This window comes from Nocardiopsis sp. NPDC058789 (genome assembly GCF_042745575.1).
Classification (GTDB): Bacteria; Actinomycetota; Actinomycetes; order Streptosporangiales; family Streptosporangiaceae; genus Nocardiopsis; species Nocardiopsis eucommiae.
The window spans coordinates 25,682-48,389 of the sequence record NZ_JBHYOW010000026.1; the positions used below are offsets into that span (position 1 = coordinate 25,682).

At 70.7% G+C, this 22,708-nt stretch carries 26 protein-coding genes; 16 read left to right on the top strand and 10 right to left on the bottom strand.

The genetic code is table 11. The annotated features are described in order from the left end of the window. Positions 1–74: 74 nt before the first annotated feature. Positions 75–266: a type II toxin-antitoxin system VapB family antitoxin gene (locus ACFW3L_RS25220; RefSeq protein ID WP_378747339.1), complete on the top strand. Its 192-nt coding sequence runs from the start codon at positions 75–77 to the stop codon at positions 264–266. Between the two features lie 351 nt (positions 267–617). Continuing rightward, complete coding sequence (locus tag ACFW3L_RS25225) at positions 618–1,379, top strand: SURF1 family protein (RefSeq protein WP_378747342.1); 762 nt, start codon at positions 618–620, stop codon at positions 1,377–1,379. On the opposite strand, the gene ACFW3L_RS25230 is transcribed toward ACFW3L_RS25225, so the two are convergent. Both ACFW3L_RS25230 and ACFW3L_RS25235 read right to left on the bottom strand, forming a co-directional pair. Then, complete coding sequence (locus ACFW3L_RS25230; protein WP_378747346.1) at positions 1,355–1,777, bottom strand: DUF3817 domain-containing protein; 423 nt, start codon at positions 1,775–1,777, stop codon at positions 1,355–1,357. The two genes, ACFW3L_RS25225 and ACFW3L_RS25230, sit on opposite strands and share 25 nt — an antisense overlap. Before the next feature lie 120 nt (positions 1,778–1,897). Then, the gene (locus ACFW3L_RS25235) at positions 1,898–3,451 is read right to left on the bottom strand and encodes a glycosyltransferase family 2 protein (protein ID WP_378747354.1); all 1,554 of its coding nucleotides are present in this window, start codon (positions 3,449–3,451) and stop codon (positions 1,898–1,900) included. Positions 3,452–3,800: 349 nt separating this feature from the next. Here ACFW3L_RS25235 and ACFW3L_RS25240 point away from each other — a divergent pair, with 349 nt between their 5' ends. From ACFW3L_RS25240 to ACFW3L_RS25250, 3 genes are all read left to right on the top strand, one after another. Next, positions 3,801–4,535 (top strand): WbqC family protein, encoded by a 735-nt coding sequence (locus tag ACFW3L_RS25240; protein ID WP_378747478.1) that lies wholly within the window; start codon positions 3,801–3,803, stop codon positions 4,533–4,535. Positions 4,536–4,644: 109 nt separating this feature from the next. Continuing rightward, a complete protein-coding gene (locus ACFW3L_RS25245; protein WP_378747360.1) occupies positions 4,645–5,358 on the top strand; it encodes a PIG-L deacetylase family protein in 714 nt (237 codons plus the stop codon). Positions 5,359–5,458: 100 nt separating this feature from the next. Further along, on the top strand, positions 5,459–6,448 hold the full coding sequence (locus tag ACFW3L_RS25250; protein ID WP_378747370.1) for an NAD-dependent epimerase/dehydratase family protein: 990 nt from the start codon (positions 5,459–5,461) through the stop codon (positions 6,446–6,448). 196 nt (positions 6,449–6,644) lie between these two features. Here ACFW3L_RS25250 and ACFW3L_RS25255 read toward each other — a convergent pair whose 3' ends face one another. Both ACFW3L_RS25255 and ACFW3L_RS25260 read right to left on the bottom strand, forming a co-directional pair. Beyond that, complete coding sequence (locus ACFW3L_RS25255) at positions 6,645–7,016, bottom strand: DUF202 domain-containing protein (RefSeq protein WP_378747375.1); 372 nt, start codon at positions 7,014–7,016, stop codon at positions 6,645–6,647. After that, a complete protein-coding gene (locus ACFW3L_RS25260; RefSeq protein ID WP_378747380.1) occupies positions 7,013–7,360 on the bottom strand; it encodes a YidH family protein in 348 nt (115 codons plus the stop codon). The genes ACFW3L_RS25255 and ACFW3L_RS25260 overlap by 4 nt, the downstream gene beginning before the upstream one ends. Positions 7,361–7,633: 273 nt before the next feature. Here ACFW3L_RS25260 and trxA point away from each other — a divergent pair, with 273 nt between their 5' ends. The 7 genes from trxA (at position 7,634) to ACFW3L_RS25295 (ending at position 13,936) form a co-directional block, all read left to right on the top strand. After that, complete coding sequence (trxA, locus tag ACFW3L_RS25265) at positions 7,634–8,008, top strand: thioredoxin (protein ID WP_378747387.1); 375 nt, start codon at positions 7,634–7,636, stop codon at positions 8,006–8,008. 279 nt (positions 8,009–8,287) lie between these two features. Then, positions 8,288–9,160 (top strand): phosphate ABC transporter ATP-binding protein PstB, encoded by an 873-nt coding sequence (pstB, locus tag ACFW3L_RS25270; RefSeq protein ID WP_378747393.1) that lies wholly within the window; start codon positions 8,288–8,290, stop codon positions 9,158–9,160. A gap of 55 nt (positions 9,161–9,215) precedes the next feature. Continuing rightward, a complete protein-coding gene (locus ACFW3L_RS25275) occupies positions 9,216–9,998 on the top strand; it encodes a response regulator transcription factor (protein ID WP_378747410.1) in 783 nt (260 codons plus the stop codon). A 400-nt stretch (positions 9,999–10,398) separates the two neighbouring features. Next, positions 10,399–11,541 (top strand): phosphate ABC transporter substrate-binding protein PstS, encoded by a 1,143-nt coding sequence (gene pstS / locus ACFW3L_RS25280; protein ID WP_378747414.1) that lies wholly within the window; start codon positions 10,399–10,401, stop codon positions 11,539–11,541. Positions 11,542–11,647: 106 nt separating this feature from the next. After that, positions 11,648–12,655, top strand: a complete 1,008-nt coding sequence (gene pstC, locus ACFW3L_RS25285; RefSeq protein WP_378747421.1) for a phosphate ABC transporter permease subunit PstC — start codon at positions 11,648–11,650, stop codon at positions 12,653–12,655. Continuing rightward, positions 12,652–13,560: a phosphate ABC transporter permease PstA gene (gene pstA, locus ACFW3L_RS25290; RefSeq protein WP_378747426.1), complete on the top strand. Its 909-nt coding sequence runs from the start codon at positions 12,652–12,654 to the stop codon at positions 13,558–13,560. Before pstC ends, pstA begins: the two co-directional genes overlap by 4 nt. 157 nt (positions 13,561–13,717) lie before the next feature. Then, on the top strand, positions 13,718–13,936 hold the full coding sequence (locus ACFW3L_RS25295; RefSeq protein WP_378747430.1) for an EF-hand domain-containing protein: 219 nt from the start codon (positions 13,718–13,720) through the stop codon (positions 13,934–13,936). 7 nt (positions 13,937–13,943) lie between these two features. On the opposite strand, the gene ACFW3L_RS25300 is transcribed toward ACFW3L_RS25295, so the two are convergent. Further along, complete coding sequence (locus tag ACFW3L_RS25300) at positions 13,944–14,663, bottom strand: spermidine synthase (RefSeq protein WP_378747434.1); 720 nt, start codon at positions 14,661–14,663, stop codon at positions 13,944–13,946. Between the two features lie 112 nt (positions 14,664–14,775). Here ACFW3L_RS25300 and ACFW3L_RS25305 point away from each other — a divergent pair, with 112 nt between their 5' ends. Continuing rightward, positions 14,776–15,183, top strand: a complete 408-nt coding sequence (locus tag ACFW3L_RS25305) for a DoxX family protein (protein WP_378747439.1) — start codon at positions 14,776–14,778, stop codon at positions 15,181–15,183. Between the two features lie 15 nt (positions 15,184–15,198). On the opposite strand, the gene ACFW3L_RS25310 is transcribed toward ACFW3L_RS25305, so the two are convergent. Together ACFW3L_RS25310 and ACFW3L_RS25315 are read right to left on the bottom strand one after the other, a co-directional pair. Beyond that, positions 15,199–15,711: a hypothetical protein gene (locus ACFW3L_RS25310; protein WP_378747442.1), complete on the bottom strand. Its 513-nt coding sequence runs from the start codon at positions 15,709–15,711 to the stop codon at positions 15,199–15,201. Positions 15,712–15,828: 117 nt separating this feature from the next. Next, entirely contained in the window at positions 15,829–16,386 is a 558-nt protein-coding gene (locus ACFW3L_RS25315; RefSeq protein ID WP_378747447.1) for a hypothetical protein, read from the bottom strand. A 59-nt stretch (positions 16,387–16,445) separates the two neighbouring features. On the opposite strand from ACFW3L_RS25315, the gene ACFW3L_RS25320 reads away from it, so the two are divergent. Beyond that, entirely contained in the window at positions 16,446–17,903 is a 1,458-nt protein-coding gene (locus ACFW3L_RS25320) for a cellulase family glycosylhydrolase (protein ID WP_378747451.1), read from the top strand. Positions 17,904–17,915: 12 nt separating this feature from the next. Here ACFW3L_RS25320 and hisG read toward each other — a convergent pair whose 3' ends face one another. From hisG to ACFW3L_RS25335, 3 genes are all read right to left on the bottom strand, one after another. After that, entirely contained in the window at positions 17,916–18,770 is an 855-nt protein-coding gene (gene hisG, locus ACFW3L_RS25325) for an ATP phosphoribosyltransferase (protein WP_378747458.1), read from the bottom strand. A gap of 89 nt (positions 18,771–18,859) precedes the next feature. After that, positions 18,860–19,123, bottom strand: coding sequence for a phosphoribosyl-ATP diphosphatase (locus ACFW3L_RS25330; protein WP_211715077.1), 264 nt, complete (start codon positions 19,121–19,123; stop codon positions 18,860–18,862). A gap of 99 nt (positions 19,124–19,222) precedes the next feature. Continuing rightward, positions 19,223–20,050: an SDR family NAD(P)-dependent oxidoreductase gene (locus tag ACFW3L_RS25335; RefSeq protein ID WP_378747468.1), complete on the bottom strand. Its 828-nt coding sequence runs from the start codon at positions 20,048–20,050 to the stop codon at positions 19,223–19,225. A 146-nt stretch (positions 20,051–20,196) separates the two neighbouring features. Between ACFW3L_RS25335 and ACFW3L_RS25340 the strand changes: the two genes are divergently transcribed. Both ACFW3L_RS25340 and ACFW3L_RS25345 read left to right on the top strand, forming a co-directional pair. Then, complete coding sequence (locus ACFW3L_RS25340) at positions 20,197–20,913, top strand: class I SAM-dependent methyltransferase (protein ID WP_378747471.1); 717 nt, start codon at positions 20,197–20,199, stop codon at positions 20,911–20,913. A gap of 407 nt (positions 20,914–21,320) precedes the next feature. Beyond that, positions 21,321–22,708 (top strand): trehalase-like domain-containing protein (locus ACFW3L_RS25345; protein WP_378747475.1); only part of this gene is annotated, 1,388 nt, incomplete at its 3' end.

The following is a 22,708-nucleotide window of genomic DNA, read 5'->3' on the forward strand; positions in this document are numbered from 1 at the left end:
CGGTAGTGCGCGCGCCACCCTCCGCATGCGGGACGATGGGCCCCGACCCCATCCCGAGCGGCGAGGAGCGCGGAGTGAGCCCGACCTGGATCGACATCGACGACGAGGCCCTGCGGGAGGCCATGCGTTTCTCGGGCGCGCGCACCAGGGACGACGCGGTCAACCTGGCACTGCGCGTGTACGCGGCGCGCCACCGGAGCCGCACGGAGGCCTCGGGGGAGCGCCGCCGGACCGAGCCGGGGAACCCCCGGAGCCAGCGGTCGTGAAACGACGACGGGGACGTTTCCACTGAACAGTGGAAACGTCCCCGTCTACGAGGTGGCGAGGGTCGCCTCCGCATCCCCCCTCAAAGTACGGAGGCAACCCTCGCTCTGGGAAGCGGCCTGCGACTCCTCCCCCCTGGAGTCGCGGCCTGAAGGTCTGCCACGTGGAAGCGATCTTGTCGTTCCGCGTTGGTAGAGACACTACCCACCACACCCACGAATAACAACCCTGTGTCACGAGAAACTACTTAAAGTGATCGTCATTCCTGGGCCGTGGCCCGGCCAAGCGGGGTGTGGGCATCGTCAACACGGGGTCATGAGTGGGCGCTCCGAGGGCGGACATAGCCTGGTCGGGTGAGATCTCCGCTCTTCAGCCCACGCTGGCTCGGTCTGCACCTGCTGGCCGTCCTGGTGGTCGCCGTGTGCGTCGCGGGCACCTACTGGCAGGGCACCAGTGCCTTCGAGCCCGACCGCGACGTCATCACCAACCCGGTCGAGGACCTGGCCGACGCCATCCCCGTCTCCGATCTCGGTGAACCCGGCGAGTTCCTGCACCCCAACCTCACGACCAACACGGCGGTCGAGGTGTCCGGGCGCTACGACGCCGAGGCGCAGCTCCTCGTGCCCCGACGCCTGGACGGGGTCGACGGGTACGTGCTGGTCCTCCCCCTCGTCACCGAGGACGGGGCGGCCATGACCGTGAGCCGCGGCTGGACGGAGGACGGCACCGGGCTCCCGGCCGTCCCCGAGGGGGACGTCACCGTCACCGGGTGGCTCCAGCCGCCCCAGGACGCCGCGGAGGGGTTCGTCCCGATGGGCTCCCCCGAGGTCGGAACGGTCGAGCGGATCGCCCCGTCCGTGCTGGTCGGTGAGTGGGACCACCGCCTCTACGCGGCCTACGTCACCCTGCCCGAGAGTGAGCCCGCCGTCGACGGGCTCACACCGGTGCCTCCGCCCGAGCCGCCCACGGAGTTCACGGTCAACTGGCGCAGCCTCAGCTACGCCGTGCAGTGGGCCATGTTCGGGGTCTCCGCCGTGATCTTCTGGATCATCCTCGTGCGCCGTGAACTGGCGGAGGGATCCCGGGAGCATCAGCCCGTGGCGGCGGGTTCCTGAGGCTGGTCGGCGGCGATCTCCTTCGCCTGCTCGGACCGGACCACGCGGTGCTCGACCACGAAGCCCAGGACCGGGACGGTGCCCGCGAGCACGACGCCCAGGGTGCGGCCCGCCCCCCAGCGGCGGTCCAGGGACACCCACAGGACGACCAGCACGTAGGCCATGTAGATGTAGCCGTGCGGCATGACGACGTAGAGCATCAGCGGCGACTCGGGGCCGAACCAGTGCTCCCACCCCTCGGGGGCGCCGACCAGGTGGAACATCGAGTCCTCGCCCACCAGGTACTTCGCGGGCATGGCCAGGAAGGTCAGACCCAACAGGAAGACTCCCGTGATGTACGCGAGCACCCGGTACAACGCGAACGACACACGCCTCTTGTCCACTGCGACTTCACCCATTCAACGACTGCGCCCCGAGGAGGGTCGGGTCCCCTCCATCGAGGCTAAGCGGTGTCCGGCACGGCGGGCCCCTGGGGTGGTCATGCTCGGAGAATCTCACATTTCCGCAGGTCGAAGCGGCTACCCGGGGTCCCGCCGGGAGACCCGGGTGGGGCTGCTCCACCGGCCGTCGGACCTGGCGGTCCAGGCCTTGGGGATCATCCGCAGGGCCAGGTAGGAGTCCACGATCCGGATCGGGAAGAAGAACAGCCCGTAGAACAGGTACGAGGGCCGCCGCCGCACCATGGTCATGACGCAGGTGAGCACGTAGTCCGGCACGAGCAGGCCGATGGCCAGGGCCGTCAGTGGCAGGAACGCCGTGACCGCCGTGAACCCCTCGGAGAGGAACGGCACCCCGGTCAGCGCCTCCCCGGCGAAGGTGCCCAGGAGCACGAACAGCGCGATCGCCACGGTCACCAGGAACAGCGCCGAGACCAGCACGACCTCGACGATGTACAGGGCCAGGGCCACCCAGAAGAAACTCGGCCAGACCCTGTGCCGCCGCACCGTCTGCCAGAAGCCGAGGGTCCAACGACCCACCTGCTTGCGGTAGTCCCGGAACGTGAACGGATCCTGGCTGTAGGCCTTGGTGTCCGGCCGCATGGAGACCCGCCCGAGGCGCTTGTGGTGCACCTCGAAGGTCATGTTGAAGTCCTCGATCACCAGCCCCGGGGGGTTGACGGTGATCTCCCTCAGCGCCCGGCTGCGGTACACGCTCGCGAACCCCGGCACGATGAAGGCCACGTTGGTGCGCTTCCAGGTCTGCCCGAAACGCATGAGGTACTGGAGCATGAAGTACAGGCGGTCCCGGTAGGCCGAGATGACCCGTCCGACCAGGCCCCGCTCCGCGGGCTTCCACTCCGAGACGACGAAGCCCGCGACGGCCGCCACCTCCGGGTCCCTGAGCTGCCGTCTGGCACCCTCGACGTACCCCGGGTCGAGCTCCGTGTCCGCGTCCAGGATCAGTACACCGTCGTAGTTCTCGGTCAGCGAGAACTCCTCGATGACCGCCTCGATGGCCCCCGCCTTGCCCCGGTTGGTGAGGAGTTCGAGGACGTTCACGCCGGTCCGCGCCGCGATGTCGGCGGTCGCGTCCCCGGACGAGTCGGAGACGACGTAGACGTCCCAGCGGTCGAACAGGCCCAGGGCGGAGGAGATCGCGGCGCCGATCACGGGCTCCTCGTTGTGGGCCGGGATGATGACGGCGAGGGTGGCGTCCCCGGGGGTCTCCGCCACCAGCGGGCCGCCGCCCGGGGTCACGGTGTCGACCGTTCCCCCCTCGGCGGACCCGGCCGTCTCGCCGCCGGTCAGCGCCTCGGCGTTCCCGGGGCCGCCCGCGCCGACGAGGAGGGGTCGCCGTTCACGGTTCCCGGCGACGCTCGCGCGCCGGCCCTCGGGGCGTCGGCGCAGCGCCGCGCGCGCCCCGTCCTCGGCCAGCCTGAGCAGGCCGACCACGGTCCACAGCAGCAGGTTCAGGCCGAAGGCCATCCACAGGAAGACGTACCCGAGGGCGCCGAGTCCGGCGGCCGCGGCCATGGACGACGCGAAGTCGAACCAGTAGACGAAGAGGGCGGCGGCCAGCACCAGGGCGATGAGCCCGGTGAGCAGCCCACCGATGAAACGCACGATACGCACAGCCCTGGGACCCTTCGAATGTCCTCGGTTTCGGACCGACATGAAACCACAAAGTCGGCGTTGGGTTGACGCCTTACGCGGACGACGGGTTCACCCGGGTTCGCGTCCTATGTAGGCCACGCAAATCGTATACATGGGCTTGCGTGAGGTGGTACCCATTAGAAGATATTTGCGACGAGGTGCCCGGGGGTGACCGCCACCCCCGGTTGAGGGGACGCATGGGGTTTCGGTAAATCCCCGTCGTCCGTCCGACGAGCTAAGGAGAACGCCCGGCGTGATCGGCGAGCCACGATCCCCCGCGCCAGATCCCGCGCACGGCGACCCGGGATCCGCCCCCGGAGGGACCGCCCTGACCAGTGACGACGACGCGCGCGTGCGCGTGGCCGTCCACCAGCCGCACTACTGGCCCTGGCTGGGGCTGATCGACAAGATCGACCGTTCCGACCGTTTCATCATGCTTGACACGGTTCAGTTCGAACGTCGGGGTTGGCAGAACCGAAACTACGTCGCGGGGCACGGTGATCCTGTGCTGCTTACCGTGCCCGTCGCCCAAGGGAGCCGCGACGAGCTCATCCGCGACAAGAAAATAGACAAATCACAGAAATGGCGCAGCAAGCACTTCAGAGCACTCTCTGAACACTGTTACCGCAAGGCACCCTTCTGGGCCGATTACCGGGAGGAAATCGCCCGACTCTACGAAACGGAGTGGGACGACCTCGCGGACCTCGCCATCGCCACCACGCGCCTGCTGACACGCGGATTCGGCATCGACACACCCGTCCTGCGCGCGAGCGAGCTCGGGGACTTCCCCGGGCACAAGAGCGAGCTGTTGGCCCAGATCTGCGCCAAGGCGGGAGCGGACACCCTGCTCTCGGGCGACGGCGCGCGGGGCTACCTGGACCCCGCGGTCCTGGGCCGCTACGGAGTCGCCGTCGAGTGGCAGGAGTTCCGCCATCCGGTGTACCGGCAGCACACGCGCGGCCCCTCCGACGACTTCGTGCCGCGCCTGTCGGCGATCGACCTCCTGCTCAACGCCGGACCGGACGCGCTGGGCGTGCTCCGTCAGGCGCGAGCCCGCGACTGACACCGATCAGCGAGCGCGGGCACCGTCCACCCGAGCCAGCGGGCGCGGTGGGCCCGGCGGCCCGGGCGGCGACAGATCGCCCCACTTCGGCAAAGAACGGGAAACCCGCATGACGACGGACTGGTCCCAGGAGCGCCTCCTGGTCTACTCCCCCCACCCCGACGACGAGACCCTCGGCTGCGGCGGCCTGATGCACAAGGCCAAGCGCGCGGGCGCGGAGGTCTTCGTGCAGTTCCTGACGGTCGGCGACACCGCCGACCAGTCACCGAAGGGCTTCTCCACGGCCGAGGAGCGCCACACCGAGATCAAGAAGGTCGCGGAGCACTTCCGCTGGGACGACTGGCACATGGCGCTGCCCGGCGACGAGCACCACCTGCGGCTGGACACGCTCCCCCGGGTGGACCTGACGCGGCTGATCGAGCGGGAGAGCCCGCTCTCGATCGCGCTCCTGCGGCCCACCGTGGTGCTCGTGCCGCACCGCACGAGCTACAACCAGGACCACCAGGCCGTGGCGGAGGCGGTGCACACCGCCCTGCGCCCCTCGAACACCGGTCTGCGCCACCACCCCGCCCTGGTGCTCTCCTACGAGGAGGCCGCCGACCAGTGGCGGTCCGAGCCCGTGGACTCCCCCAACCTCATCGTCGAGCTCTCCGACGCGGACCTGGAGGCCAAGCTCCAGGCCATGGAGCTGTACGGCTCCCAGAGCCACGAGCACCCCCACACGCGTTCGGAACTCACCCTGCGCAGCCTCGCGGTCCTCCGGGGCATGCAGGCCGGGGTGGCCCTGGGAGAGGGCTACCACGTCCTGCGGCACCTGGCCTGACCGGACGCACGGCGCGAACTCACCGCTCCCCCACCCGTCACACGAAACCCACCCCCGTGAAGTGCGGAACGCCCGCACCACCCGTAGTGGAGGGAAAACCATGAAGGCCGTCATCACCGGTGGAGCCGGGTTCATCGGCTCCCACCTGTGCGACCACCTGGTCGCCCGGGGACACGAGGTCACCGTCCTGGACGACCTCTCGACAGGGTCGCTGTCCAACCTGTCCCAGTTGAAGGGTTCTCCCGCCTTCCGGTTCGTCCAGGGGGACATCCTCGACCGGGACCTGGTGGACCGGCTCGTCTCGGAGGCGGACACCGTGTTCCACCTGGCCGCCGCCGTGGGCGTCTACAACATCGTCGACAACCCGCTCCGCTCGCTGCGGATCAACCTGCACGGCACCGAGAACGTCGTGGAGGCCGCGGTCCGGCACCGCGTCCCGTACATGGTCGCCTCGACCAGCGAGGTCTACGGCAAGAACGACGCGGACGGCATCAGGGAGGACGCCGACCGGATCTACGGCTCGGCCACCAAGAGCCGCTGGTCCTACGCCGCCGCCAAGGGGCTGGACGAGCTGGTCGCCTACGTCCACGGCGCGGAGTCCGGCGTGCCCTGCGTCATCACCCGCTTCTTCAACGTGGTGGGCCCACGGCAGACCGGCAGATACGGGATGGTCGTGCCCCGGTTCGTCGACCAGGCGCTGTCCGGCGAGCCCGTCACCGTCTACGGGACGGGCGACCAGCGCCGCTGCTTCGGTTCGGTGTTCGACGTGGTGCCCGCGATGACCCGGCTGATGGACACCCCCGAGGCCCACAACCAGGCGGTCAACCTGGGCGGGCACGAGGAGGTGTCGATCCGGGGCCTGGCCGACCGGGTCGTGGGCCTGACCGGCTCGGGCAGCGCGGTCACCTACATGGAGTACGAGGAGGCCTACGGCGAGGGCTACGAGGACATGCAGCGCCGGTACCCGGACACCTCGCTGGCCCGGCGGCTGATCGGTTACGAGCCCACGCGCGACCTCGACGCCATCATCGGGTCCATCATCGAGCACCGCCGCTCGGACCGACCGGTCCCGGCACCCGCCCCGGCCTAGGGGCGCGCCAGCGGGACCGCGGTCCCGCGACGGCCGCGACAACCACTGACGGGAGGTCGTCCCCCGGGTGCCCCGCCGCCCGGCCCCTCCCGTCCGTCTCCCCTCCGTGCGGGGACGGGTCCCGACGGAGGTCGCGACGACGCCGACGAGGCCCCGCCCCCGCCTCACGGAGAACAGCGCGACTCCGGCGGCGCGCTCACGGCAGGAGCACGGTCGCCACCACGACCAGGGTCAGGACGAGGACGCCCGCGCTGAGCAGGACCATCGCCCACGGGCGGGCCACACTCAGCGGCGCCCGCCCCGTCCCCGGTTCCCGGAGCCCGTACTCGGTGCGCCGCCACCGCAGCCACAGGTGCAGCCCGAGGCCGGTGCCCAGCAGCAGGGTGAAGGCCATGACGGCCGCCCGGAGCGCGGGCGCCACCTCCGGGACGACGCCGGAGGCGGGGTCGAGCGGCCCCCGCAGGTAGACCAGGCCCACCACGGCGAGCAGGATGAGCGCCCGCTGCCAGGACAGCAGGGTGCGTTCGGGCTGGAGGCCGGGGTCCCGACGGACCTCCCGGGGTCTCACAGCAGGTTCCCCAGCAGGACCAGGAGGCACACCGCCGCCACGGCGAACGTGGTGACCAGCGGGAGCAGGCTCATCGGGAGGGGTTCGCCCCGGCTCATCACCCGCTGCACGCGGTACCAGCGCAGCGGCGCGTACACGGTGACGATCCCGGCGAGGACGGCCAGCAGCAGTCCCACCAGGGTGCGCGGCGCCTCGTCCCAGCCCAGGGGCAGCAGGTGGAGGACGGCGACCGCACCCGCGAGCAACGCCAACGCGGTCCGGATCCACGCCAGGAAGGTACGTTCGTTGGCGAGGGTGAAGCGGTAGTCCACGCCCTGTTCGTCCCCCGGCGCCTCGGAGCTCATCGGTCCCCCCGGTTTTCGGCGTTCGACCCACAACGGAAGCTCTGGTCACGACAATGAACCCGTGCCCCGCAGGCCGACACTAACCGTGTTCGCCCTTTCCTCCCAAACAGGTCGACAACACGCGTTGTGTCGGAAACCACCGGTCGGCGGCGCGTGCGCGCACCGCCTCCGAGGCATGTGGAACAAACGAGTGGGCACGACCGCTGTAGCACCCAAGAGGATGGCAGTTGGCCACCGGTCGACACCAACAACGAACGAAGAGCAGGAGACCACGTGTCCACCGTCGAACTCACCAAAGACAACTTCGCGGAAACGCTGAAGGACAACAGCTTCGTCCTGATCGACTTCTGGGCTGACTGGTGCGGTCCCTGCCGCCAGTTCGCCCCCGTGTTCGACAAGTCCTCGGAGAAGCACACGGACATCGTGCACGCCAAGGTCGACACCGAGGCCCAGCGGGAGCTCGCCTTCGAGTTCAAGATCCAGTCGATCCCGACGCTGATGATCGTGCGCGACCAGACGGTCATCTACAACGAGCCGGGTGCCCTCCCCTCCGAGGCCCTGGAGAGCCTGATCACCCAGGCCCGGGAGCTGGACATGAACGAGGTCAAGCAGAAGATCTCCGAGCAGGGCGAGGGCTCCGCCCAGTAGCGGACCCTCCCAGCGTCGACCGCCCCGACGACCGTGCCACGACCGGCACGGGCGTCGGGGCGTTCGTGTGCGGGGGCGGTCCGGGGCCCGTGACCGCTCCGACCGGGGAGGACACCCGAACGTCACCGGGGGCTTCCTACTCCACCGCCCACGTTCATCTTGGCCACGGGGTTCGTTCACCCTGGCTTCACGCGGACATATTTGCATGGGAATCGACCGCACTCCGCGGGTTTCATCCCCTCACGCACACCGAGCTCCGTCCGAACCGGAAGTGGCCCCATGTCTGTCAGCAACACCGCGACCCCGCGAGGCACCGAGTCCGGCCGCGGCATCGCCCCCGACACCGTCCGGTACAACCGCGAGGTCCCCGGCCTGGGCGACCCCGTCTTCGACATCAGCGACCTGTCGATCCACTACGGGTCCAACAAGGCCGTGCGCGACGTGGACATGAAGGTGGGCCCGCGCCAGATCACCGCGATGATCGGCCCCTCCGGCTGCGGCAAGAGCACGGTCCTGCGCACGCTCAACCGGATGAACGACCTCATCCCGGGCGCGCGGGTCGAGGGCCGGGTGACCTACCACGGTGAGGACCTGTACGCCTCCGACGTGGACCCGATCGAGGTACGCCGCCGGATCGGGATGGTCTTCCAGAAGCCCAACCCGTTCCCCAAGTCCATCTACGACAACGTCGCCTACGGCCCCCGGATCAACGGGACGCGCGGCAACATGGACGACCTGGTCGAGGAGACCCTCACCAAGGCCGCCCTGTGGGACGAGGTCAAGGACAAGCTCAAGGAGAGCGCCTTCGCCCTCTCCGGCGGTCAGCAGCAGCGCCTGTGCATCGCCCGCACCATCGCGGTGAACCCCGAGGTCATCCTCATGGACGAGCCCTGCTCGGCGCTCGACCCGATCGCCACCCTCAAGATCGAGGACCTCATGTACGAGCTGGCGGCCGAGTACACGATCGTCATCGTCACCCACAACATGCAGCAGGCGGCGCGCGTCTCGGACCGCACGGCCTTCTTCACCGCCAGCGTGGACGACGCGGGCGACCGCTACGGCAGCCTCGTGGAGTACGACGAGACCGCGACGATCTTCAGCAAGCCCTCCGACCAGCGCACCGAGGACTACATCTCGGGCCGCTTCGGGTAGACCGGCCGGTCGAGCTCCACCCGCCCCCGTAGCTCTCGACGAACTGGACCCGCCCATGCCCGCGCTCACCCGCTCCGCACCGGTCCCCCCGCCCACCGGCGCGCCGGACGACGAGACGACGCGGCGCACGGAGGGTCCGTTGAGAGTCCTGCTGGTGGAGCCCGAGTCCGAGCAGTCGCACCAGCTGGTGCTCTCGCTGAGCGGACACGACGTGGACATCACGGTGTGCGTGGACGGTGCCGAGGCCCTGCTCCGGGTGGGGATGGTGCGGCCGGACACCCTGCTGACCAACGCGGCCCCGCCCGAGGTGGACCTGGAGACGCTGGTGCGGGTGACGCGCCGGGCCATGGACATCCCGATCCTGATCGGGGTGGGCGCGGGCGACTCGCAGCGGGCGATGCGGGCCCTCTCGGCGGGGGCCACCGCCTGTGTGAACCGCCCCTACCGCATCCCCGAGCTCGCGGCGCTGCTGCGCGGTTCGCTTCCGGGGAGCGAGACCGCCCCGTCATCCGCCCCCGGCGGACCGGTGGCACTGCGCTCGGGCGACCTGGAGCTGGACGCGCTGGGGCACCGGCTGTTCGTGGACGGCCAGCCGGTCAATCTGGCGCTGCGGGAGTTCGGGATCATGGACTTCCTGCTCCGGCACAGCGGCCGGGTGGTCAGCAGGGAGGAGCTGTGGACCGAGGTCTGGCGCAAGCCGCTCCCGCCGGTGAACAACACGATCGCCGTGCACATCCGGCGCCTGCGTCACAAGCTGGGTGACTCGGAGGCCCAGCCCCGGTTCATCCACACGGTCCGGGGCATCGGCTACCGGCTGGACACGACGAGCGCCGGGTAGGCGGACAAAGGAGATCGCGCACTTTTTCGAGGCCTCTCCGGCCGACGCCGGAGTGGCCCGACGTTCATGTGCGCGTCACCTTTTACCGAAGCCCACGAAACGGTGACGTCCGAAGAATGCGAAGTTGTCTCCCCCTGCATCACCGACACCGACAGCACTCTCGGAAACGATCCCATCACAGCAGTTCAGAGCGGACACGAGCGGACCTCCGAGGAACGCCCACACCACCGCGCACACCCCCGCACACAGCGCCCGTTATCAAACAGTAACCCCCATTCACCTGGCATTCACTGTTCTTCTACCCAACCGCCTCTATTTCGATGACACCGCGACTTTCTACGCGCCTAGTGTCGTTTCACGTCAGCCCCGACAGCGGTCATTCAACGAGGAGAACCACGACATGCGCAACGGGCGTTCCAAGCTCGCCGTCCTGGCGGCCATCCCCCTGCTCGCCACGGCGTGCGGCAGCGGCTCCGACGGCGCGGACGACTCCGCCTCCGGCGGGGACCTCAGCGCCTCGCTGACCGGTGCCGGGGCCAGCTTCCCCGACCCGCTCTTCCAGGACTGGATGCACACCTACAGCCAGGAGGTGCAGCCCGGCGTCAGCATCAACTACCAGAGCGTGGGCTCCGGCGCCGGCATCGAGCAGTTCCTGGAGCAGACGGTCAACTTCGGCTCCTCCGAGCGCTACCTGACCGACGAGGACCTGGCCACCGCCGCCGACGGCCGCGGCTGCGAGGCCCTCCAGTTCCCGGTCGTGTTCGGCTCGGTCGTCATCGCCTTCGACAACCCCGACCTCGACGGTCTGGTCCTGGACGCCGAGACCATCGCCGGCATCTACTCCGGCGACATCACCTCGTACACCGACCCGGCCATCGCGGACCTCAACCCGGACATGGACCTGCCGGACGACGAGATCATCCCGGTCCACCGTTCGGACAGCTCCGGCACCACCGAGGTCTTCACCCACTACCTCTCCACCGAGGTGGACTCGTGGGCCGACGAGTACGGCTCGGGCGGCGAGATCGACTGGGCCCCCGGCCTGGTCGGCGGCCAGGGCAACGACGGTGTCGCCCAGGGCATCAGCCAGAACCCGGGCGGCGTGGGCTACGTGAACCAGGCCTTCGCGCAGGAGGCCGGCCTGGCCTCCGCCCACGTCATCAACGCGGACGGCGAGCCCATCGCGCCGACCCTGGAGTCCACCACGGCCGCCTCGGAGGAGGCGGAGATCCCCGAGGACTTCCGGTTCAGCATCGACGGCATCGGCGGCGCGGGCTACCCGATCGCCGGTACCAACTGGATCTTCACCTACACCTGCGGCTACGAGCAGGCCGAGGCCGACGCGATCATCGACTTCTGGACCTGGGCCCTGACCGACGAGGGCGCCAACGAGATCGTCGCGGAGCTGGGCTACGCCCCGCTGGGTGACGAGCTCAAGGAGCGCGTGCTCGCCGAGATCGAGCGCACCAACTCCGAGAACGAGGGCGGCGGCGACACCGAGGCCGACGCCGACGCGAACGCCGAGGACGACTCCCAGGAGTAGCCCTCACCGGGGCCGGGGCCGGAGCGCCCCGGCCCCGCCCCTCTGCCCCCACCGGGGCGCCACCGCATCTCCCACTCCCACGAAAGCCATCAAGAGGAGAAGCACCATGTCCACTGAGGCCCCAGAGGCCCCGGCCCCGGAGGATCCCCGGCGGGGCACGACGCTGAGGTCGAGCAAGGGGAGGATGGCCGACCCCCTCTTCAAGTGGGCCGTCGCGTCCTGCGGCACCATCGTCCTGGTCATCCTGGCCCTGATGGTCCTGCGCACCACCACCGAGGCCTGGCCCGTCTTCGCGAAGGAGGGCTTCTTCGGCTTCCTCACGGGGGAGCAGTGGCAGTCGGGCAACTCGCGGTCCGAGATCACCGGCACCTACGGCGCCTGGCCGTTCATCTACGGCACCCTGGTGACCGCGACCATCGCCATCGTCATCGCGCTCCCGCTGGCGATCATGGTGTCCTTCTACCTCACCCACATGGCGCCGCGTCGGATCGCCAAGCCGCTCTCCTACACGGTGGAGCTGCTCGCCGCGGTCCCCAGCGTCATCTTCGGCCTGTGGGGCCTGCACTGGTTCCTGCCGAACGTGCTGCGGCCGTTCTTCGAGTTCCTGGAGGGCGTCCTCGGCTGGTTCTTCCTCTTCGAGGGCCCGATCCGCGGGGTGGGCTACCTGTCCGCCGGGATCGTGCTGGCCATCATGATCCTGCCCATCATGACCGCCATCATCCGCGAGGTCATCGCGGTGCACCCGGTCGAGCAGCGGATGGCGGCGTACGCGCTGGGCTCCACCCGCTGGGAGGTCCTGCGCAACGTGGTCCTGCCCGCCAGCTTCTCCGGGATCGTGGCCGCCGCCATGCTCGGCCTGGGCCGCGCGCTGGGCGAGACCATCGCCGTTCTCATGCTGATCGGCGGATCCCAGTCCTGGGGCGCGAGCCTGTTCGGGACGGGCAGCAGCATGGCCTCGCACATCGCCGCGACCTTCGGCGAGGCCACCCCCGAGTCCAGGACCGCCCTGATGGCCATCGGTGTGGCCCTGTTCCTGGTCACGATGATCGTCAACATCCTCGCCCGCGTCATCGTCTGGCGTCTGGGACGCATGACGGGAGACGCCGCCGTATGAGCACCCTGACCTCGACACCCCCCAGCAGGCACGCCCCCCTGAGCCAGCGCCCCCCGGGCTCCTCCTTCCGGCGCTTCAAGGACCGGAGCGCCACCGTCGTCCTGACCGCCGCCATGGTCGTCGCGATGATCCCGCTGGTCCTCATCGTCTTCGAGGTGACCCGTCGCGGCATCGGCGTGGTCAACCTGGACTTCGTCACGCAGGTCGAGCCCCCGCCCCGGCGCGAGGGCGGCGGCTACGCGGCCGGGTTCTTCGGAACGCTGTACATCATGGCGCTGGCCGTCCTGATGTCGATCCCGTTCGGCATCGCCACAGCCGTGTACATCGTGGAGTACGGGCCCAACCGCCTGACCTCGGCGATCCGCTTCTTCACCGACGTGATGACCGGCATCCCCTCGATCTTCGTGGGCCTGTTCGTGTACGGCCTGCTGGTGATCGGCTGGGGCGGCATGGGCTTCGGCACCTTCGTGGGCGCGGTGGCCATCGCGGTGATGATGCTGCCCATCGTGACCCGGTCCTCGGAGGAGATGCTGCGGCTGGTCCCCAACGAGATGCGCAACGCCAGCTACGGCCTGGGCGCGCGCAAGTGGCAGACGATCGTGCACACGGTGCTGCCCGCCGCCGCGCCGGGTCTGACCACCGGTTCGATGCTGGCGATCGCGCGCGGCATCGGTGAGACGGCGCCGCTGCTGCTCACCGCCTTCGGCACGGGCCTGGTCGTGACGACCTTCCAGGGCGACCCGCAGGGCGCGGTCCCGATGCAGCTGTACCGGGGCGCCACGCAGCCCTTCGAGGCCGGGATCGACCGGGCCTGGGGCGCCGCGCTGTGCCTGTTCGTCCTGGTCCTGGCCTTCACCGTGGTCGCCCGCTGGGTCGGCTCGAAGGCCTCCACGAACGCACACTGATCCCCGGAACGACCCCTGGGAGGGGCCGTGTCCCGCCCGGTGGGCGGGCGCGGCCCCTCGCGCGTGTTCCGGGTCGGGGACCTGCCGGTGGCCCCGCGCGGCGTCCGTCGGTAGCCTGGCGCGAGCCCTTTCCCCAGCAGGAACCGGAGAGCCCCCGATGGCCGACACCACCGAGTACGCCGCCACCTTCACCCTCGTGGACACCGACAACGACGGCCTCATCTCCGCCCAGGAGCTGGCCGCGCTGATGCGCAACCTCGGTGACCAGACCACCGACGAGCAGGCCGCCGAGGTCGTGCGCGCGATGGACGGAGACGGGGACCAGCGGATCTCCCTGGAGGAGTTCGCCCGTTACATGTCCCGCAACCAGGGCTGACCGCGCCTCAGAGGGGGTCGGAGGCCAGGTAGACCATGTCCGGGACGCCCCGGGCCACCACCACCTCCACGGCCTCCACCGTGGCGAAGCGACCCCGCAGCAGGGCCTCGAAGCTGTCCACGGCGTTGGCGCTCCAGAACGAGAGCACCCCGCCGGGGGTGAGCAGCCGGGTCAGCTGTTCGAGCCCGGCCGCCTCGTACAGGCGGTTGTTGTTCTCGACCACGGTCCAGTCCGGTCCGTTGTCGGTGTCCAGGCAGATGACGTCGAAGCGGCCGGGCTGGTCGGCGGCGGAGGCCTCCGCGATCCAGGCGACGATGTCGGCGTTGTGGATACGGCAGCGGGGGTCGCGGTGGACGTACTCGGCGGCCTCACCGAGCTCGTCCTCGTGCCAGGCGATCACCTGCGGTTCGAGCTCCACCACGTCCACTCGGGAGACGCGGGGGTTGTCGAGCGCCTCGCGGGCGGAGAAGCCCACGCCCAGCCCGCCGACCAGCACACGGGCGTGCGAACGGCCCGGGGGAAGCGCGGCCAGGCTGGCGCGCACCATCTCCCGCTCCGACGTGCCGTCGCGGGTGTCCATGAGGAAGAGTCCGTTGGAGTAGATCTCGTAGTGCGCGCCCACCCGGCGCAGCACCAGGTCACCGCCGGTCTCACCCGTCACTCTGGCCAGGGTGACGGAGTCAGCCTCGACTTCGGGGTCTCGCGTTGGCTGGTTCATGACCCACATTGTGCCCGTTCCCCGCGCGTCGGGCCGGTGGAATCCGGTTCGGCGGGCCGGTGGGGGCCTCCGCCTGACTCACGAGTAGGTTGGGTTCCGGCGCGTCACGTGAGGAGTGTGTATGTCCATGGGTGAACGCCTGGAGAAGCTGCGCGGAGCGGCCCCGCTCGCTCTGGGAGCGATGTTCGTGGGTTCGGGGGTGCTGCACTTCGCGGCCCCACGGCCGTTCGAGGCGATCATGCCGCGTCGGCTGCCCGCGCACCGCGCGTTCGTGTACGGCAGCGGCGTGGCCGAGCTGGTCTGCGGCGCCGGACTGCTGACCCGCCGGAGGTGGGCCGGACCGGCCAGCGCGGCGCTGCTGCTGGCCGTGTGGCCCGCCAACGTCCGGATGGCGCTCGACTCCGGTTCCGGACGCCTGCCCTCCGTGGCGGACAACCGGGCCGTCGCCTGGGGCCGCGTCCCGCTCCAGGTGCCCCTGATCTGGGCCGCCCTCCAGTCCCGCCCCAGGCAGGAGAAGCCCGGGGCCTGAGCGCCGACGGGAGGGTCAGACTCCCGGTGACGGGTCCTCGGATGTTCCATGCCCCCGGTGGGCCGCCATCGCCTCGGCCGCCCGTCGCCGGGGAACCGCCGTCTCGTAGACCGCGTACGCCGCCAGGAGGAGGGCTGGCACCCCCGCGAGTGTCCCGAGGTCGGGATCGGTGGCGAAGGCGGCGCCGACCAGGGACAGGGCCAGCATCGCGACGGTCAGGGAACCGATCCCGCGCGGCTGCCAGGGGTTGAACGTGTACCAGTGGCGTTCCCACGCCAGCAGGTAGACGACCCGGCCCAGCTCCGGATCGCTCACTCGTTCGCCCGCACGGATCGCGCGGGCCGCCCTTCGGCGGCGCTCGGAGAAGAACGGCGCCATGCCGAGCAGGCGTTCGCGGTGGGCCTGCCCCCGGGCGTAACCGCTCTCGGGGGCGACCCGCGTGCGTACGGCGAACGTCACCAGGGCGGTGGTCGCCACGACGAGGACCCAGGGGGCCCAGGCGGGAAGGAAGCTCGGATCGGGGTTCAACCGAGGACCTGCTCTCCGTGGGGGACGAGAGGGGTTGATCCCCCGACGGACACGGTCGAACCCTCCCCGGGTCCGGGACCGGCCCCCCACGGGCGGAGGCGTCCGACCGCCTCGCCCCTAGTGCGTGACGGCCTCCGGGCGGGTGAGTCGGTGGGTCAGGGCCGCCGGTACGGCGCACACCCATCCCAGGCAGACCGCCCACAGCAGGCCCGTCAGGGCTCCGGCGAGGGCGTAGGAGAACAGGGCCGCCGGGCCCGCGCCCACGGCCAGGACGGCGGCGGACGCGCGCAGGGCGTTGGCCAGTGCCAGCCCCAGGGCCACTCCGGACCAGGCGGACAACAGGGTCCGCCAGGCGTTCGCCCCGGGGCGGGCCCGGCGTGCCCGGTGGACCCGCCGGGCGGTGACGGCGGCCAGGACCGCGACGGCGAGGAGTTCGGTCGCCAGGTGCCAGCCCGGCTGGCCCACGAGGGTGGTGAGGCTGAGCCTCGGGAAGGCGAAGGGGACGCCCAGTGACGTGGGCAGCGTCAGCCAGGCGGCGCGGGACCCCAGCCAGGTGAGGAAGGCGGCGTTCCCGAAGAGCAGGCAGGGGACGAGGGTCGCGGCCCCGGCGACGCCGGGGACGAGGAGGGGGCGGGGGGCCGGGGGGCTGTTGCGAATAACATTCACCTTTTGCATGATAGTGACCCAGGTCTCATCGCACACCTCCCGGAGTCACCCTCCCCCCAGGAGCGAGATTGCACCGCAGGCTCGTCACCGCCGCCCTGGCCGCGCTCGTGCTGGCGGCCGGTGGCCTCACCGCCGCCGCCACCGCGCACGAACCGGGGCCCACCCGGTACCTCACCGACGACCAGGGCAGGGCGCTCTTCCTCCACGGCCTGAACACGTCGGGGTCGGCCAAGGGCGACCCGGACCGGCTGCCGTGGATCACGGAGGACGACGTCCAGGCCGAGTACGACGCCATGGGCACCAACTTCGTCCGCTTCCTCATCCAGTGGCAGGCGCTGGAACCCGAGGAGGGCGTCTACGACGAGGAGTACCTGGACGCCGTCGCCGAGCGCGTGGAGTGGTACGCCGACCGCGGGTACCACGTGCTGCTCGACATGCACCAGGACCTGTACGGCCGCCACACCAGCCCCGAGGAGCACTCCGGCAACGGCGCCCCCGAGTGGGCCACCCACGACGACGGGCTGCGGGTGGAGAGCCGGGAGATGTGGGAGCTGGTCTACCTGGAGCCCGGGGTCGTGCGCTCCTTCGACCACTTCTGGGGCACCACCGGGGAGCACCCGGGACTGATGGACGCCTACGCCGACGCCTGGGGCCACGTGGCCGAGCGCTTCTCCGGCCACCCGGCGGTGATCGGCTACGACCTCATGAACGAACCCTTCGGCGGCAGCCTCCAGGGCGCCGACTTCGAGGCCGGGCCCCTCGCGGAGCTCTACCGCCGGTCCGTCGCGCGCGTCCGGGAGGTCGACCAGGACACATGGATCTTCGTGGAGGGCCAGGCCGTGGGCGTGAACTGGGGCCTGCCCTCGTTCCTGCCCCGGATCGAGGACCCCCGCGAGGGCGAGCCGAGGATCGTCTACGCCCCGCACATGTACGCCCTGCCCATGGACCTGGGCCAGCCCTACGCGGGCGGGGCCCGGGAGCGGATCGACGCCAGCGTGGACCTGTGGTCCCGCAACGTCCGGGTGGTGGGCGAACGCCTGGAGGCACCGATCGTGCTGGGCGAGTTCGGCCTGGACATGTCCGGCGCGGGCGCTCCGGAGTTCGTCGGCCGGATGCTGGAGGAGACCGAGGCGATGGCGGCCGGGCGCGCCTACTGGTCCAACGACCACGACGGGTGGGGTCCCTGGGAGGACCGGGCCGAGGGTGACGAACTCACCCCCGGCCCCTTGGCCCACGTCATGAACCGGGCCTACCCGCGCGCGGTGGCGGGCCAGCCCCGGGAACTGCGGCATGACGACGCCACCGGGGCCCTGACGGTGCGCTACGCCGGGAACGGGGCGTCGGGGTCCACCGAGCTGTACCTGCCCGAGGACGTCTTCGGCGCCGGGTACGAGCTGACCGTGGACACCCCGGCCGGGGACGACGGCTGGACGTCGCGCTGGGACGACACCCGGCGGGTCCTGCACGTCACCGTCCCGGACGCCGCCGACGGCGACGAGACCCTGCTGACCGTCGCCCCCGGCTGAGCGGGGTCGCGCTCAGAGGCGGCAGGCGTAGATGTCGGTGACCAGGATGGCGCGGGCGCCGAGCTGCCAGAGGTCGTCCATGATCCGCTGGGCCTCCTTGCGCGGCACCATCGAACGGACCGCGACCCAGCCCTCACGGTGCAGCGGGGAGACCGTCGGTCCCTCCATGCCCGGGGTGAGGGCGACCGCCGCCTCCAGGTTCTCGGCGTGCACGTCGTAGTCCATCATCACGTAGTCGCGGGCCACGAGGACGCCGCGCAGACGGCGCAGCAGCTGGTCGATCTGCCGGTCCTCGGGGGCGTCCGTGGGCCGGATGACGACGGCCTCGGAGACCAGGATCGGGTCGCCGAAGGTCTCCATCCCCGCGTTGCGCAGCGTGGTGCCGGTGGAGACGACGTCGGCCACCGCGTCGGCCACCCCGAGCTGCACGGAGCTCTCCACGGCGCCGTCCAGGTGGATGACGCGCGCGTCGATGCCGCGCTCCTCCAGGTAGGCGCGGAGCAGGCCGTCGAAGGAGGTGGCGACGCGCTTGCCGTCGAGGTCGGAGACCTTCATCGTGCCGCCGCCGGGCGCCGCGAAGCGGAAGGTGGAGCCGCCGAAGCCCAGCGGCAGGACCTCGTCCACCGGGGCGCCGGAGTCCAGCAGCATGTCGCGGCCGGTGATCCCCGCCTGGAGGATCCCCTCTCCGACGTAGACGGCGATGTCCTTGGGGCGCAGGAAGAAGAACTCGGTGTTGTTGTCGGGGTCGACCAGCACGAGGTCGCGGCTGCTCTTGCGCTGCCGGTACCCGGCCTCGCCCAGCATCTGGACGGCGGGTTCGGACAGCTGGCCCTTGTTGGGCACGGCGATGCGGAGCATGTCGGGCATGACGGGTTCCTTGTCAGTTCTGGCGTGGTTCGGGGACGTCCGGTGGGCCGGTCCGCGCACGCGCCCGGTGAGGGGCGCGGGGTTCCGGCCTACAGATGCTTGTAGACGTCCTCGAGGCGCAGGCCACGGGCCAGCATCAGAACCTGGAGGTGGTAGAGGAGCTGCGAGATCTCTTCGGCGGCCTCGTCGTCCGACTGGTACTCGGCGGCCATCCAGACCTCAGCGGCCTCCTCGACGACCTTCTTGCCGATGGCATGGACGCCGGCGTCGAGTTGGGCGACGGTCCCGGACCCCTCGGGGCGGGAGCGTGCCTTCTCTGACAGCTCGGCGAACAGCTCTTCGAAGGTCTTCATGGTCTCTTTCTTCGACCGGCAGTGCGGTACCAGGGTAGGCGCAACCGACGGCCCGTGACCAACCGGGGACCGAATGTCTCAGAATGTGGGAGACCCAGGTCAGGCCATCCGGCGGGCGACGGCGCGGACGAGGGGGCGGGGCAGGAGACGCAGGATGCCGTCCGCGGCCTTGTACTGGGCTCCGGGGATGACCGCCGGGCGCCCGGCGGACCAGGCGGCCAGGGAGTCGCGGACGATGTGTTCCTTGGGGACGAAGGCGAAGGCGGGCATCCCCTGTTCCTGGACGCCCCGGGTCATGTCGGTGCGCACGAAGCCGGGCAGGACCACGGTGACCTGGACGCCGTGCCTGCGCACCTCGGCGGCGACGCTCTCGCTCCACAGGGTCACGAACTTCTTGCCCGCGCCGTACACCGATCCGCCCGGGTTGGCGGGGATCTCCCCGGCCATCGAGGCCACGTTCACCACGCCCAGCGGTTCCGTGTACCCGTGCGCGCGGCGGGCGATCTGCACCGGCAGGACCGCGCGGGCCAGGTGGAGGACGGCACGGACGTTGAGGTCGATCATGGCGTCGATCTCGGCGGGGTCCTGGTCCGTGAAGGTCCCCCCGTCGCCGCGCCCGGCGTTGTTGACCAGCAGGTCCACCGGCGCGAGCTCACCGGTGCCGTCCTCGGTGAGGCGGGCGGCGACGGCGGCGACGCCCTCGGAGGTGCCGAGGTCGGCGGGCAGGACCTCGACGGAGGTTCCGTACCGCTCCCGGACCTGCTCCGCGAGCTCGTCCAGGAGGTCGTGGCGGCGCGCGGCCACGACGAGGGCGTAGCCGCGCTGGGCGAGGCGCCGGGCGTACTCCTCCCCGATCCCGCCGGAGGCCCCGGTGACCAGTGCGGTCCGGGGATGGGAGGGTCCGGGGGTCGTGGCGGCGTCGCTCATGCCCTCAGGGTAGGCCGTGGCGCCGTGCCCGGTCGGCTCAGGCGCCCCCGGTTCCCGTTCCGGTGGTGGTGATGGCCACGCGGTGTTTCCGGGACAAACGGCCGCGCGGTCTCCCCTGGGACACACCGACGCGTTAGCGTTCAGTCATGTCCGAGACCCAGAGCCCCACCGGACCCCTGGCCGCCCTCAGGCTGGAGGAACGTCTGCGTGACACCAGACTCTTCTTCAGCCAGGCGTTGCGCACCTTCCATGCGACGGGTTCCATCGTGCCCAGCAGCAGCGCCCTGGCCCACGCCATGGCCGAGCACATCCGCCACCGACCCGATCCCGACGAGCCGTTGCGCATCCTGGAGGCGGGTGCCGGAACCGGCGCCATCAGCCGCGGGATCGCGGCGGCCATGCGTCCGGGTGACACCGTGGACTTCGTGGAGGCCAACCCGGAGTTCGCCGCCTACGTGGAGCACCTGCTGGAGACCGATCCGGTGATGTCACCGATCGCGGACAGCGCGGAGGTGCACGCCTGTCTCGTGGACGAGATGGGCACCGACCGCACCTACGACGTGATCGTCTCCGGCCTGCCGTTCGCCAACTTCACCGCCGACACCGTGCGCGGCATCCTCGACTACTACTTCACCGTGCTCCGCCCCGGCGGGACGCTCTCCTTCTACGGGTACCTGTACACGAAGGAGGTCAAGGCGGTGATCGCCCGCCGCGAGGACTACCTCCGCCAGGCGCGGACCAGCTGGGTGGTGCAGGACTGGCTGGACCGTTACGGAATCGGCTCGGAGAAGGTGTTCGCCAACATCCCGCCCGCGTGGGTCCACCACCTCCGCAAGCCGGAATGGGAGTCGTCGAGCTCCTGACCGGCGCTTCGGCGCACCCCCGATCACTCCCCGTCCTCCGCGCACCCCGTCCACCGGCCGTGGACCCCGTTCCACGGCCCGGGGGCGGGGTTCGACGTGTCCGACCCCCTCACCTATGCGTGATCTGCATCACTCCCTTCACGTGCACGCGCACGTGTAGGTCGCAGGTAGTCTCGCGTTGACTTCTGAGGCACCTGATCTTTTACAGAACAGCACGGATGACCGTTTTATCCGTTTGAATGCCAAATGTTCTTTAGGTCTACTCAAAGGCCCGCGAAGTTCATCCCGCGCCATGCCCACCTGGTCTACGTTCTCCCTACGAGACCCGGGTGATCCGGACACATGCGCGCGGAGTCCTACATCTCACCTATTTCCCAGGTCGGTAATGGACCAGTGGAGGAGGCAACGTGACGCTCACCCAGGTGGTCAGAGCGACTCCGGCGGTCCCGCAGGGACCAACCGACACGACCCTGGAGACCATGCCCCTCGACGTCCGGCAGCGCGTCTCCGCGTTGGCCCGCACCTCACGCCTGCTCGTGGCCTGCGACTACGACGGCGCCCTGGCCCCGGTCGACTCCACCCACCGGGGCCCGCTCCCCGAGGCCGTCCGCGCCCTGCGCGACCTCGCGGACCTGCCCGGCACCGTGTGCGCGGTGATCTCCGCGCGCCCCCTGCGTGACCTGGCCGCCCTCTCCCGGCTGCCCGCCGAGGTCCGCCTCGTCGGCGCCTACGGCACCGAGTTCGACACCGACCTCACCATCGACCCCGGACACCCCGGCACCGGCCCCGACGCGCCGCCCGCCGACAAGTCCGCCGCCCTCGAACTCCTCCGCGAGCAGGTCGAGGCCACCGCGATCCTCTACATCGGCGGCGGCGAGGGCGAGGAGTCGGTGTTCGTGAACCTGCACGCCGGGGCCGACGCGGGCGTGCGGGTCGGTGAGGAGACCACCGAGGCCGCGCACAGCGTCCCGGACACCCCCACCGCCGCGTCCCTGCTCTCCCTCCTGGCCACCGAGCGCCGCTCCTGGGTGTTCGGGGAGCGCCCCACGCCCATCGAGCGCATGTCGATGCTGTCCAACCAGGCGTCCGTCGCCCTGGTCGGCCCGGACGCGCGTCTGCTCTGGTTCTGCCACCCCGAGCCGGACTCCCACGCCCTGTTCGCGGAGGTCCTGGGCGGCCGCCAGGCGGGCGTCTTCGCGATCTCGCCCGCCCACGGCGGGCTCCCCCTCGGCCAGCGCTACCTGCCGGGCACGATGACCGTGCGCACCCGCTGGTCCCGCCTGGAGGTCACCGACTACCTCGCCCACGACACCGAGCCCGGCCGCACCGACCTCGTCCGCGTGATCGGCGGCGTCACCCCCGCCACCGTCGAGTTCGCCCCGCGCCCCGACTTCGGCCGCGCGCCCATCCGCATCACCGTCGAGCCCGAGGGCCTGCGCGTGCAGGGCGCCGACTTCCCCATGGTCCTGCGCTCCCCCGGCGTGGAGTGGCGCGTGGACCACGACGGCACCGACGACGTCGCCCGCGCCACCGTCCACCCGAGGTCGGAACGGCCCGTGGTGCTGGAACTGCGCTGCGGCACCGACTCCCTCGCCGCCGAGGAGCGCACCGAGGCGGAGCGCCAGGAGCAGGCGGCCCTCCACTGGTCCTCGTGGGTGCGGGACCTGGACCTTCCGCGCACGGAGAACGTCCTCGCCGCCCGTTCGGCGTTGACGTTGCGTGGGTTGTGCACCCCCACCGGCGGGGTCATGGCCGCCGCGACCACCTCCCTGCCCGAGGAGATCGGCGGGGTCCG